This is a genomic window from Natronococcus sp. CG52 (assembly GCF_023913515.1).
In the GTDB taxonomy this organism is placed as follows: Archaea; Halobacteriota; Halobacteria; order Halobacteriales; family Natrialbaceae; genus Natronococcus; species Natronococcus zhouii.
On sequence record NZ_CP099391.1, the window covers coordinates 3,078,507 to 3,090,108 of the forward strand.

The following is an 11,602-nucleotide window of genomic DNA, read 5'->3' on the forward strand; positions in this document are numbered from 1 at the left end:
TAACAGCGAGAAACTTGATAGGTGTTCGACATCCGGCGCCCTCAAATCCCAAAAAGGACTTGTAGGACTGTTCGAAAGTCACGGTAGATGAACCGTCGACATGTCATCGCCGGCGTAGGAAGCATCGGACTCGGGAGTCTGGCGGGCTGTCTGGGGCTGGTCGGTCTCGACGAGCACGAGGCATCGCCGGCCGGCGTCGAACCGTCCGTCCGCGACGATACCGGGTACGAACAGACCGACGTCGACGACCTGCGGATCGAAGAGGAGGTCGGCGTCTCCGCGCTCTCCGAGACGGTCGTCGTGACGAACTACCTCACGGAACACGAGAAGGCGGTGGACATGGGTCCACTCGGCGAACAGCGAGGGGCGACGTTCGTGATCCTCTCGACCCCGAAGATCTCCATCGCGGGTCAGAACGTCAATCCGGTCGAAGACAAGTCGACCGCCGAACTCGTCGAACTGGTCGCCGACAACTACGACGACATCGGCGACGTCGAGCACGTCGAGGACGAAGAGGCGACCGTGCTCGAGCAGTCGGCGACGATGTCGACGTTCGTCGCCGACGCGGAGTTCAACGGCTCGAGCGTCGACGTGAACCTCCACGTCACCGAGGCCGTCGAGACCGACGACGACCTGCTCGTGACGATCGGCGTCTACCCCCAGCGCGTCGAGAGTCAGGAAGAACCCAACGTGCGCTCGCTCGTCGAACACGTGATCGAGGACGCCGAAGGCGACGACGGCGCTCAGAACGGCGGCGACCAGAACGGAGCGGACGAGAGCGACGACGAAGACGGTGACGAGGCGGAAAGTGACGATGAGGAAGAAGACGGGGAGAGTGAAGACGACGAAGACGACGGGATCGGCGTCTGAGCCCGTGCCTCCGCTCCGAAATCGCCCGACCGTCCGTTTTTCCCAGTTGGTCGTTCCTCGCTCTCAGAGTCCGGCGCCCGAGGGCGCATCCGGTAGCTCGTACTTCTCGGCGTCGATCCCCAGTTCCTCGAGCGCGCCCTCGAGGTGACGTTCCTCGGCGAAGTCGACGCCATCCTCTTCGCGGAGTCGCTGGGCCGTCGCCAGCACCTCGCCGCGGCGGTCGTCGGGAACGTCGAACTTGTCGGTCGAGAGTTCGATCGTGAGTCCGTTGTGGTCGCGAGTGTACAGCGAGTGGAAGATGCCGCGGTCGAACTCGTTGTAGCCGTGGTCGGCGTCCTCGAGCGCTTCTTTCGTCTCGACGAACCGCTCGGGGTCGAGCGAAAACGAGATGTGGTGGACGGAGCCGATCTGGTGGCGAAGCGGCTGCGGGTTCGACTGCCGGTCGTCGGTGACGAAGAAGGTGATGATCCGGCCGTCACCCGTATCGAAGAAGAGGTGCGTGGAGTCCGGATCGTCGAGGTTCGGCTGTCTGAGGACCAGCGGCATGCCGAGCAGGTCGCGGTAGAACGCGATCGTATCCTCCTCGTTGCTCCCGATGAGCGTGACGTGGTCGGTTCCCGAGAGTCGGATCGGACTGTCCGGTCGGTCGGCCGTGATCTCGATGTCGTCTGTCATCGGTTCCTCCTACGAATCCCCGATACGTAAACCTGCGACCACGGTCGACCGCGGGACGAATCATCGGTACTCGAGTTCGAACGAATCAGGATCGTACCGACTTAAAGTCGAAAGCAGGACACGGCAAGGACTATCCGGATCTCGTTCACAATCGGGGTATGCAACTCGAACAGCGGTCTCAGGAACGCCGCTGGCGCGGCACCGTTCCGAGCGCGCTCGACGGACGCGTGCTCGGACTGGTCGTCGTGACGGCGGCGCTCGCGGCCTCGCTGAACGTCCCGTACGGCGGGCTCCCGTTCGGAGTCGTCGCGTTCGCGGTGCTCGCGGGCGGCGGCGTCGCCGTCCACCTGCTCGGCGAACGCAAACTGCGACGGATCACGGACGGACTCGTCGAGCGGTGGGCCGACGCCGGCGGACGGATCGAAGACGTCACGCAGGCGTCGGACGGGATGCGAACGGAGTGGATCGTCCACACCCCCGACGGGACGATCAGGATCGGCGGCGTCGCGCTGGTGCCGGTCAGCCGGCTCTCCGTCGAGTGGCGGGGCGTCGGTGACACGATGGACGCCAGCGAGGCCGAGGCGGAGCTGGATCGGCTCGCGGACAGTCTGTTCGAGGAGATTTTCGAGATCGGGTCGGCGCCGCAGCGATCGTAGGATCGGCGCCTGATGGATTCTCGACGGACAGATTTTTTTGCAGAGCGGAATCGACTGGCGAAACGCTCGAGGACGAAGCTACCGTCGTACGTCCGTTCCAGCGTCCCTCGAGCCGAAGAGCGATCAGGCGGGGAGGCTGAACGTTAAGGTAATCCATACAATCGTTCACGTATGACGGACAGTTCGATCGGCGGCGTGAGTTTCGGCGCCGACGAGGAGACGCGACTCCTCCTGTACGCTGCATATTCCGTACCCCGACAGTAATTTCTTTGACAGATATCGTCGAGCACGGACCGACGACCGACCCTCGCGACGACAGGTCCGTTCTCGCGAAACGGGCCGTTCCCAACGTCTATTGGTACTGTTCCCGAACGTTAGCGCGTACTATGAAGACAGCAGTCGTCGTCGACGCGGTTCGAACGCCCTTCGGAAAGCGCGACGGAGCGTTCAGGGACACGCACCCCCAGGATCTCGCGGCCGCGCCGCTCGAGGCGCTCGAGGCACGCAACGAGTTCGATCCGGAGACGATCGAGGACGTGATCTACGGCTGTGTGACTCCGATCGACGAGCAGGGTCTCAATATCGGCCGACTCGCGCCGATGGTCGCCGGCTGGGGCGACGTCGTTCCCGGCGTCCAGCTCAACCGGATGTGCGGCTCCGGCCAGCAGGCCGTCAACTTCGCCGCTGCGAACCTCATAGCCGGCCAGCACGACGTCCTGATCGCCGGCGGCGTCGAGCACATGACCCGCGTACCGATGGGCTCGGACGGCGACAGCGTCACCGACACGTACTTCGAGCACTTCGACGAGCTGACGACCCAGGGCGAGGGTGCCGAGCGCATCGCCGAGGAGTACGGGCTCTCGCGTCGTGACGTCGACGAGATAGCCGTCGACTCGCAGCGACGCTGGGCAGACGCCCGGGAGGACGGCCGCTACGAAGACCAGGTGGTCCCCGTCGAGACCGAACTCGACGGCGAGTCGGTCGTCGTCGACGAAGACGAACACCCCCGACCGGAGACCGACCTCGAGACGCTCTCGAATCTCCCGCTCTCGTTCCGCGAGGAGGGCGGCGGCGTTCACCACCCGGGTAACTCCTCGGGGATCGTCGACGGCTCGTCGGCTCTCCTGCTCGCCAGCGAGGAAGCCGCGGAGCGACACGGCTGGGAGCCGATGGCCCGGATCGTCCAGACGGAAGTCGTCGGCGTCGACCCCGTGACGATGCTCACAGGGCCGATTCCCGCGACCGAACAGATCATCGAGAGATCCGAGTACGAACTCGGGGATATCGACCTGTTCGAGGTCAACGAGGCGTTCGCGTCCGTCGTCGCCGCCTGGCTCGAGGAGACCGGCGTCTCCTGGGAGCGCACGAACGTCAACGGCGGCGCGATCGCCCACGGTCACCCGCTCGGGGCGACCGGCGCGGCGTTGCTCACCAAGCTGGTTCACGAACTCGAGCGGACGAACCGGGACACGGCGCTCTCGACGATGTGTATCGGCTTCGGACAGGGCGTCGCGACGATCGTCGAACGACTGTAGTCGGGGCCAAGGTAAAGTATCGGTGCGACGACCGATTTGATATGCGACTGGATGGCATTCGGATCGTCGATCTCTCGCGGTTGTTACCCGGCCCATACGCGACCCAGCTTTTGGCCGACTCGGGAGCCGAGGTGGTGAAAGTCGAGGACACCGGCGCGGGCGACTACGCCCGGTCGATGGAGCCACGCACTTCTCGCGGCGTCGGTGCGATCTTCGAGATGGTGAATCGGGGGAAACGAAGCGTCGCGATCGATCTAAAGAGCGAGGACGGGCGCGCCGCCTTCTACCGACTCGTCGAGGACGCCGACGTCGTCCTCGAGGGGTTTCGGCCGGGCGTCGCCGACCGGCTGGAAATAGACTACGAGACGCTCGCGTCGTACAACGACGACCTCATCTACTGCTCGCTCACGGGCTACGGGCAGGACGGCCCCTGGGCGAAACGGGCCGGCCACGACCTCAACTACGCCGCGCTGGCCGGGCTGCTCGATATGACTCGCGACTCGCCCGACGAGAAGCCACAGGTTCCCGGCTACCCGATCGGCGACATGGCCGGCGGACTGTTCGCCGCGTTCGCCGTCGTCGAGGCGCTGCTCTCGCGCGAACTCGGAAACACCGGCGGCGAGTATCTCGACATCGCGATGGTCGACGTCGTCGCCTCGCTCTCCCAGCCGGTCGCCTACCAGGCGCTCACCGGCGATCCCGCCGAACCGCGGCCCGGCGAGACGCCGCTGACGGGCGGGGTTCCCTGGTACGACAGCTACGAGACCGCGGACGGACGGTGGGTGACGCTGGCCGCCCTCGAGCCGAAGTTCTGGCGTGCGTTTTGCGGGGCAGTCGGTCGGGACGACCTCGTCGACGAACACGGCTCGCGCGATCCTGACGTCCGCGCCGCCCTCGAAGGCGAACTCCGGGAACTATTCCGCAAGAAAACGCGAGACGAGTGGGAGGCCGCGCTCGAGGACGTCGACGCCGCGTTTGCCGGGGTGTACACGCTCGCGGAGGCGGTCGATCATCCGCAGGTTCGGGCCAGAGAGCTCGTCGAGCGTCCCGACGACGCGCCACCCCGGATCGGATTCCCGGCGCGCTGTAGCGAGGAGCCGGCGGCGGTCGCCGATTCGATCCCCGACCGGGGCGAACACACCCGACGGTACCTCGCCGAAGCGGGGTACGGCGACGACGAGATCGAACGGCTCCTCGAGTCCGGTGCGGTTCGCTGATCGCGAGACGCGAGCCTACTCGAACAGATCACCGTGGCGCTGGGCCAGGTCCGTGTACTCGCCCGACGAGAACGCCTCGAAGATTTCCTCGGGATCGATTCCCGTCTCCTCGAGCGGCGTGATTTCGGCCGGAACGCCGCGGACGAACGACTTCGACGGGATCGCGTACTCGTCAGGGATCACCGTTCCCGCGGCGACGATGCTTTCGGACCCGACCGTGGCGTCGGTGTTGATCGTCGTGTTGAATCCGACCAGTGCGCGCTCCTCGACGGTCGCCTCGTTGAGAACCGCGCCGTGACCGACCATCACCCGGTCCTCCAGGACTGACGCGTGAAGCGTCGCGTTGTCGCCGACGTGCGTCTGTCGGCCGATGCGAACGGGGCCGATGTCGCCGCGGAGCACGACTCCCGGCCAGACGCTCGCTTCCGCTTCGACCGTCACGTCGCCGACGAGCGTCGCCTCCCGGCTTACGCGCGCCTCGTCGTGAATCGACGGCGACGCGCCCTCGAACTCGTAGGTTCGGCTGTCGACCATGGAGATTCCGACCACGATGTCCCTCATAATGGTTCGTTGTCGAAATCCCTACTGTCACCGTTTCAGAACGGACGTCAGGGGATCAACCCGCTCGATCCGTCAGCTCCGACGAACGTCGCCTATACCATTCAATACCATTTAGAACCATACAGAGGTATGCAAGCCCGCACCTTATACCGTCCACGAGCGGAGACACACTCGAAGATCATGAGCCAGTCAGAATCACCGATTCGAGCGATGTTCGACGTCCAGCGAAGCGCGATCAAACAGAGTCAGCAGCTGTTCAAGCAGAGCCTCGCAGCCCAGCGAAACGCCGACCACATAGCCCTCACCGGTCTCAAGGGCCAGGAGTCGCTGCAGCGCCAGCAACTCGAGATCGGACAGGCCGCGACTCACGGCGCCGTCAGCGCGATGGCCGCGATGATTCCCGGTGACGATCAGCCGTCAGCCCACCGGAGCATCGACGAGAGTTTCGCACAGCTGAAAACGACCCACGAGGAGTTCTACGACGCCGTCGAGCGCGAACTTGAGCGCGACGTCGAGTCGATCGACGAGCTCTCCGAGGAGTTCGTCGACGCGATGGAGGACGGAACCGAGCAGTTGCTCGAGTCCTCGCACACGATCGAGGACCAGACGGTCGAGAACGTCGGCGAGCTCTCGACGCAGCTCCGCGAACAGCTCGAGCAGACCGAGGAGATGCAAGACCGGCTCGAAGACCAACTCGAGCGCCAGACCGGCGACGTCGAGGAACTGCTCGAGCGCCAGGCCGAGCAGATCGAGTCCTTCCAGCAGCAACTCGAGGAGCAGGCCGAGCGGGTCCAGGCGCAGTTCGAGGAAGCGAACCAGGAGCGGACGAAGATTCGGACCGATCCCGAACACGCGATCGAGGATATCGACGGGATCGACACGACGACCCGCGAGCAGCTAGCGGACGCCGGAATCGCGACGATCGACGACCTGACGCGATCCGATCCCGAAACCGTCGCCGAGGCCGCGGAAGTGTCGCCGTCGCGCGCTCGAGAGTGGATCGATCAGGCCGAAGCCTGAATCCGAGATCCTCGTTGCTACCGGCGGCTCCGTTCCGCTCGCGGCAGACGCGCCGTTCGTTCGCATTTTCCGCAGACCCTCCGCACCGCCTTACTCGAGTTCGGGCAGCACGCGCTCGCCGAAGTCGTCGATGAACTGCTCCTGTTCTCGATTGACGTTGTGGAGCAGGAGTTTGTCGACGTCGAGCGACAGATCCTGCTGGAGCCACTCGAGGTGCTGCTCGAGGTCGGCCGAGACCCGGACGTTCTCCTCCACCTGCTCTCGACTGATCCCCTCGCCCAGTTCGTCGTACTCCTCGGGCGTTCGGAGCTGCTGGGTCACCGGCCCGGGAACGCAGTTGGTCCGCCACTGGTCGTACGCCCCCTCGAGCGCGGCATCTTCGTCGGTGTCGTAGGAGAGCTGTACCTTGAGATAGACGGGTTTGTCGGGCGCGTGTTCCCGGAACGCCTCGACGCGCTGGGCAACCTCGTCGTGGGCCGGCGTCGCGATCGTAATCATTCCGTCGACCCAGTCGCGTTCCCCCAGCCAGCGGGCGGTCTCCTCGGAGAGGGCGGCGCCGATCACCGGCGGCGGCGTGTCGGGCCGGGAGTAGAGCGTCGCCCGTTCGACCGCGATCCGACCGTCGTGCGTGACCTCTTCGCCCTCCCAGAGGCGCTTCATCACGTCGGCGCACTCCTCGAGTCGAGCGTTTCGGTCCGACTTGACGGGCCAGTCCGTCCCCGCGATTCCCTCGTTGAGCAGTTGCCCGCTGCCGATCGAGAGCCAGAACCGCTCGGGGTACATCTCCCGGAGCGTCGCCGCCGCCTGCGCGATGATCGCGGGATGGTAGCGGTAGCCGGGCGCATTGACCGTCCCGAACGAGAGCGACGTCGCCTCCATCGCCGAGCCGAGCCACGACCAGACGAAACCTGATTCGCCCTGACGTTCGCTCCAGGGGTGGAAGTGGTCCGACGCGAGCACGTCGTCGAACCCGTACTCGTCCGCGAGCGTCGCGCACTCGAGGAGGTCGCTCGGCGCGAACTGCTCGTGGGACGCGTGAAAACCGATGTCGGGCATGTGCGTTAGGAGTCTCCCTTCGGATCGCGTTCGTGGGTTCGGTCCTCACGCTCCGCGGCAGTCTTTGCGTCCGGGATACTGGCGACGATCCAGTTTCCGTCCGCGAGACGGCTCGTTCGCAGTTCGCTACGTTCGGACGGCGCGTGAATCGGAGCGTCCGTTCGGTCAGACGTGTCAGACATAGATGACGATATCGTCGTGCTCGGCCTAAACCTCCGAGCCTGAATGTGCCCCCCGGTATCGCGAGGCGACGACAACCAGGCGGGCGGCGGTCGCCACCAGACGTATTCGGATCGCGCCCGTCTACCGGGTATGCTCGTGCTCGGTGACGCCCACGCGTCCGACTCGGAGCGTCGGGAGATACTGCTCGACCACTATCACACGCTCGAGCCGGACGCCGTGTTACAGCTCGGCGACCTCGAACGGTACGAACTGCCGGCCCCGACGTGGTTCGTCGCCGGCAACAACGAGGATTTCGACGTAATCGACGCGCTTCGAGCGGGAGAGACCGCAGAGACGCGAAACCTCCACCTCCTCGCGAGCACGGTCGCGACGGTCGCCGGCCTGCGCGTCGCCGGCCTCTCCGGAAACTACGCGCCCACGAAGTACGACCTGCCCAGATCGGAGCTCTCGGGTGAGCGACGCCGTCACTTCACTCACGAGGACGTCGAGCGGGCGGCGTCGCTGTCCGACGTCGACGTCTTCCTCACCCACGAGGCCCCGACAGGACTGCTGTCGTACGGCTACGACCCCGGCTGCGAGCACGTCGACGAGATCCTCGAGGCCCTCTCGCCCGAACTCTGTCTGGTCGGCCACCACCACCGTCATCGCGAGGCGACGATCGAGGGAACGCGCGTCGTGAGCCTCGCACCCGCCTGGGAGCGCTACTACACGTTCGATCCGGACAGCCTCGCGCTCGAGAAACACGATCTCGGCTCGAGCGGGTAACGGCTCGACGCTCGAGCGACGGCGATCACTGTTTCTGGGGAACCCGCTGGCGCACGAAGTTCCGGACGCGGGACGTGTACGTCTCGGGTCGGTGGAGGTTGCAGATGTGGCCGACGTCAGCGAGTACCTCGATGCGGGCGTCCTGCGCGGCGGCCGCGTGCTCCTGCTCGCCGCGTCGCATGACCTTGTCGTTCTCGCCGTTGAGGATCAGCGTCGGCCCGGGGTACGTCGACAGCTTCTCCCGGAAATTCACGCCGGCGACGTCCGGCCCCGCGTCCCCGAACTGCTTGGGATAGAATCCGGCGTCGATGATCGCCGTTTCGATATCCGGCGGCAGATCGCGGTTGCGAACCCACCGCGTCGCCAGTCGCTCGACGGCGCGTTTGCCGACGTCGGGTCGGGTCAGAAGCCGAGCGATCCCGCCGTTGACCCGCGTGAGCAGATTCATCCCGCGGACGGGGTTCGCGCTGCTGCCGGTCAGCACCAGTCCGTCGACCTCATCAGGGTGGCGGGAGGCGTACTCCGTCGCCACGTACCCGCCGAGCGAGAGGCCGACGAGGACCGCGCTTCCGTCGGTTTGCGTCTCGATCACCTCCTCGAGGCGCTCGATCGCCGGCTCCATCCGGAACGTTTCGTCACCGAACGCTCCGTGGCCGGGGAGGTCGAGCGAGACCACGCGGAACTCGTCGGACAGCCCCCGCTGCTGGGGAAGCCACATCGCGCGCGTGAACATCGCACCGTGGACGAATACGATCGCCTGTGCATCCGACGGACCGTCGGCGTCGACGCCCTCGAGGTTGCTGCTGTCTCCGAACAGTGGCATAGGCAGCGTTCGTACCACAAGGACGTCCTTAGTTCCCGGGCCGTCGATGGCGTTCGAGCCGGACCGATTGTCGGTCGATCGACCGAGTACGACGGTGTGTTCGGGTTTCAGCGGTACCACCCCTCGTCGGCATCTTCTGGGCGCTCTCGATCGCACGCCCGGACCCGGATCGAATTGCGACCGTCTCGCGGTCGGTTCTACCGCAGAAGCGACCCCCATCCGACCGAGGTACTTAAGATAAATCGAGTACTGCGATATCAAACTGCAGCCTTCGGCAGACGAGGCTACAGGGCGGTTAGCGGGGTCAGAATGCGCAGTTTCAGCGGGAGGAACTGGCGTGATCGGCGATAGAGATAACCGTGCTCGTCGGTGTTCACAACCCCGATATAACCGTACGTACACGGCCCAGAATCGAGCGATGCTCGTCTACCCCTCCGCCGAAGATTGCTGAAAAGCCGCCAAGAATCTGCTACGCCATCGTCCGCATTTCACCGAGTACAGTACGGTGTTACGTGTATCGAGAGCTCAAAGAGCGATTCACGGAAGGGGAGCAGCAGGCGAGGTTCTACCAACAGCGGTGATTGAGGAGAACGGATTTCAGGAAGACGGCTCCGTTTCTGATGATTCAATACCAACGGCCACGCGCTCGCCAGTGTGCGCCGATTCGTACGCCGCTTCGGTCAATGCCGTCGCGTACAGCGCGTCCCTCGCCGTTGCCGGCGGCGTTTCGCCGGATCGAACCGCCCGCACGAACGCGTCGACTTTATCGTACGACGAGAGCCCCTCGGAGACTGCTGACACCTCCGTTCCCTCCGTATCGGTGATAGACACTTCACGGTCGGACCACCCCGTTCCCCGTATAGTGCAGCGGCCACCGTCTCCGCGTACGGTGATCCGCTCGGAGACGTCGGGCGCGTCCCCGGAGACGGTAATGCTGGCTACCGTGCCCTCGTCGAATCGAACCGCAAGCGCCGCCTGCACGTCGATGCGCTCGTTTACGAACTCCATTTCCGCGGTAACAGTTACTGGGACTTCGTCGATCATCCAAACGATCGCGTCGAGCAGATGACTACCGCTGTCGTACAGTTGACCGCCGCCGCTAAGATCCGGATCGACGCGCCACGTCCCGGACACCTCCTGGATCCACCCTTGCGTGAGTTCGGCGGTGACGAGTTTGGGTTCGATGTCACCGCTCGTGACCGCTCGGCGAGTTTCGACGTAGGCAGAATTGACGTGGCGCTGATATCCGATCATCGTCACCTGATCGCTGGTTTCGATCCGACGGGTGAGCTCCCGTGCCCGTCCGAGATCCGGGACGAACGGCTTCTCACAGAAGATATGAAGCTCTTCGTCGAGAGCGGCGACGGCGTGGTCGTAGTGGAGTTCGTGCGGCGAACTGATTTGCACGCCGTCCAGTTCCTCGTTGCCTAGCATCGCCTGGTGATCCGTGTACTGGTGTTCCGGATCCACCTCGAGCACCTCTCCTGCCCGTTCACGGTTTGCGTCCGAGATGTCAGTAAGCGCGATGACTTCCGCATCGGGATTCTCGTGAAACTGCTCCGCGATATGGGTCCCCCAGCCCCCGGTTCCAATAATACCTATTCGTAGTGCGTTCGGCATACATCCTGATACTTCAGAGCGAGCGAAAAGGATTCTGGTGCCAGTATGACGTTGTTCGGCTCCGTTGAAACCCTCTCGGAGTGAGACGTTTGGAGTCCTCTCGATAAGTACAGGTGATACAGTTCCCCTGCGGGTGCGGAGAAAAGTGAAAGCGCGTAGCGAACCCGTGTGTTCGTTCGAACCACCGGTGCTACGCGTCACAGAAATGTAAAATTCCCGCCGGTTCGAATTTTGGCCTCGTGACAAGAGATCCGTATCGGTCTCAGAGGACACCGATCGGATTTTCGAGGTGGGTAACGACTCCACGGCCGTAACGTCCGCATCGAAACTGGTACCGGAAGGACACTGCGCGAGCGGATCGTCGAATATAGTAGCCACTGAAAGTCAATGCACACCCGATCGCACGACGGGAGCGCGGTTCGGAACGAGCGAAGCAAGCGAGAACCGCGGACAGTGCGATCGGTGTGGAAACCGTTTCAGTTGGTACTATAGTACGGTAGCGGTATCTGGACCAGAACCGGGTGAGGGGTGTCGTTTTCGTTCACGCTTCTGGCAGCGCGTGAGCGATACTCACGCTGTATTATGCCATAGCTCGTCCACGTTTGAGAGGCTACGAGAACG

12 protein-coding genes are annotated in these 11,602 nt (G+C 64.3%); 6 read left to right on the forward strand and 6 right to left on the reverse strand.

Annotated elements, in window-relative coordinates:
- Positions 1 to 87 precede the first annotated feature (87 nt).
- Positions 88 to 870, forward strand: coding sequence for a DUF6517 family protein (locus NED97_RS15455; RefSeq protein ID WP_252487911.1), 783 nt, complete (start codon positions 88 to 90; stop codon positions 868 to 870).
- 63 nt (positions 871 to 933) lie between these two features.
- On the opposite strand, the gene NED97_RS15460 is transcribed toward NED97_RS15455, so the two are convergent.
- On the reverse strand, positions 934 to 1,545 hold the full coding sequence (locus NED97_RS15460) for a VOC family protein (protein ID WP_252487912.1): 612 nt from the start codon (positions 1,543 to 1,545) through the stop codon (positions 934 to 936).
- 158 nt (positions 1,546 to 1,703) lie between these two features.
- Here NED97_RS15460 and NED97_RS15465 point away from each other — a divergent pair, with 158 nt between their 5' ends.
- From NED97_RS15465 to NED97_RS15475, 3 genes are all read left to right on the forward strand, one after another.
- Positions 1,704 to 2,201 carry a hypothetical protein gene (locus NED97_RS15465; RefSeq protein ID WP_252487913.1) on the forward strand — a complete coding sequence of 166 codons (498 nt, stop codon included), beginning with the start codon at positions 1,704 to 1,706 and terminating at the stop codon, positions 2,199 to 2,201.
- Positions 2,202 to 2,587: 386 nt separating this feature from the next.
- Positions 2,588 to 3,736, forward strand: coding sequence for a thiolase family protein (locus NED97_RS15470; RefSeq protein ID WP_252487914.1), 1,149 nt, complete (start codon positions 2,588 to 2,590; stop codon positions 3,734 to 3,736).
- 41 nt (positions 3,737 to 3,777) lie between these two features.
- Entirely contained in the window at positions 3,778 to 4,953 is a 1,176-nt protein-coding gene (locus tag NED97_RS15475) for a CaiB/BaiF CoA transferase family protein (RefSeq protein WP_252487915.1), read from the forward strand.
- Between the two features lie 15 nt (positions 4,954 to 4,968).
- Here the strand turns inward: NED97_RS15475 and NED97_RS15480 are convergent, their stop codons facing one another.
- Positions 4,969 to 5,487 carry a gamma carbonic anhydrase family protein gene (locus NED97_RS15480; RefSeq protein WP_252487916.1) on the reverse strand — a complete coding sequence of 173 codons (519 nt, stop codon included), beginning with the start codon at positions 5,485 to 5,487 and terminating at the stop codon, positions 4,969 to 4,971.
- A 237-nt stretch (positions 5,488 to 5,724) separates the two neighbouring features.
- Here NED97_RS15480 and NED97_RS15485 point away from each other — a divergent pair, with 237 nt between their 5' ends.
- The gene (locus tag NED97_RS15485; protein ID WP_382207651.1) at positions 5,725 to 6,534 is read left to right on the forward strand and encodes a helix-hairpin-helix domain-containing protein; all 810 of its coding nucleotides are present in this window, start codon (positions 5,725 to 5,727) and stop codon (positions 6,532 to 6,534) included.
- A gap of 90 nt (positions 6,535 to 6,624) precedes the next feature.
- On the opposite strand, the gene NED97_RS15490 is transcribed toward NED97_RS15485, so the two are convergent.
- Both NED97_RS15490 and NED97_RS15495 read right to left on the reverse strand, forming a co-directional pair.
- Positions 6,625 to 7,590, reverse strand: a complete 966-nt coding sequence (locus NED97_RS15490; protein ID WP_252487918.1) for a TIGR03885 family FMN-dependent LLM class oxidoreductase — start codon at positions 7,588 to 7,590, stop codon at positions 6,625 to 6,627.
- Positions 7,591 to 7,595: 5 nt separating this feature from the next.
- Positions 7,596 to 7,772 carry a hypothetical protein gene (locus NED97_RS15495; protein ID WP_252487919.1) on the reverse strand — a complete coding sequence of 59 codons (177 nt, stop codon included), beginning with the start codon at positions 7,770 to 7,772 and terminating at the stop codon, positions 7,596 to 7,598.
- A 130-nt stretch (positions 7,773 to 7,902) separates the two neighbouring features.
- On the opposite strand from NED97_RS15495, the gene NED97_RS15500 reads away from it, so the two are divergent.
- Entirely contained in the window at positions 7,903 to 8,538 is a 636-nt protein-coding gene (locus tag NED97_RS15500) for a metallophosphoesterase family protein (RefSeq protein WP_252487920.1), read from the forward strand.
- Positions 8,539 to 8,563: 25 nt separating this feature from the next.
- On the opposite strand, the gene NED97_RS15505 is transcribed toward NED97_RS15500, so the two are convergent.
- The gene (locus tag NED97_RS15505) at positions 8,564 to 9,361 is read right to left on the reverse strand and encodes an alpha/beta fold hydrolase (RefSeq protein WP_252487921.1); all 798 of its coding nucleotides are present in this window, start codon (positions 9,359 to 9,361) and stop codon (positions 8,564 to 8,566) included.
- 597 nt (positions 9,362 to 9,958) lie between these two features.
- Positions 9,959 to 10,981 carry a Gfo/Idh/MocA family protein gene (locus NED97_RS15510; protein ID WP_252487922.1) on the reverse strand — a complete coding sequence of 341 codons (1,023 nt, stop codon included), beginning with the start codon at positions 10,979 to 10,981 and terminating at the stop codon, positions 9,959 to 9,961.
- Between the last annotated feature and the right edge of the window lie 621 nt (positions 10,982 to 11,602).

Excerpts from the sequence above, each read along its gene's own strand:
- NED97_RS15455 (WP_252487911.1), top strand. The coding sequence starts at position 88 with ATGAACCGTCGACATGTCATCGCCGGCGTAGGAAGCATCGGACTCGGG.
- NED97_RS15460 (WP_252487912.1), bottom strand. The coding sequence starts at position 1,545 with ATGACAGACGACATCGAGATCACGGCCGACCGACCGGACAGTCCGATC.
- NED97_RS15465 (WP_252487913.1), top strand. The coding sequence starts at position 1,704 with ATGCAACTCGAACAGCGGTCTCAGGAACGCCGCTGGCGCGGCACCGTT.
- NED97_RS15470 (WP_252487914.1), top strand. The coding sequence starts at position 2,588 with ATGAAGACAGCAGTCGTCGTCGACGCGGTTCGAACGCCCTTCGGAAAG.
- NED97_RS15475 (WP_252487915.1), top strand. The coding sequence starts at position 3,778 with ATGCGACTGGATGGCATTCGGATCGTCGATCTCTCGCGGTTGTTACCC.
- NED97_RS15480 (WP_252487916.1), bottom strand. The coding sequence starts at position 5,487 with ATGGTCGACAGCCGAACCTACGAGTTCGAGGGCGCGTCGCCGTCGATT.
- NED97_RS15485 (WP_382207651.1), top strand. The coding sequence starts at position 5,725 with ATGTTCGACGTCCAGCGAAGCGCGATCAAACAGAGTCAGCAGCTGTTC.
- NED97_RS15490 (WP_252487918.1), bottom strand. The coding sequence starts at position 7,590 with ATGCCCGACATCGGTTTTCACGCGTCCCACGAGCAGTTCGCGCCGAGC.
- NED97_RS15495 (WP_252487919.1), bottom strand. The coding sequence starts at position 7,772 with ATGTCTGACACGTCTGACCGAACGGACGCTCCGATTCACGCGCCGTCC.
- NED97_RS15500 (WP_252487920.1), top strand. The coding sequence starts at position 7,903 with ATGCTCGTGCTCGGTGACGCCCACGCGTCCGACTCGGAGCGTCGGGAG.
- NED97_RS15505 (WP_252487921.1), bottom strand. The coding sequence starts at position 9,361 with ATGCCACTGTTCGGAGACAGCAGCAACCTCGAGGGCGTCGACGCCGAC.
- NED97_RS15510 (WP_252487922.1), bottom strand. The coding sequence starts at position 10,981 with ATGCCGAACGCACTACGAATAGGTATTATTGGAACCGGGGGCTGGGGG.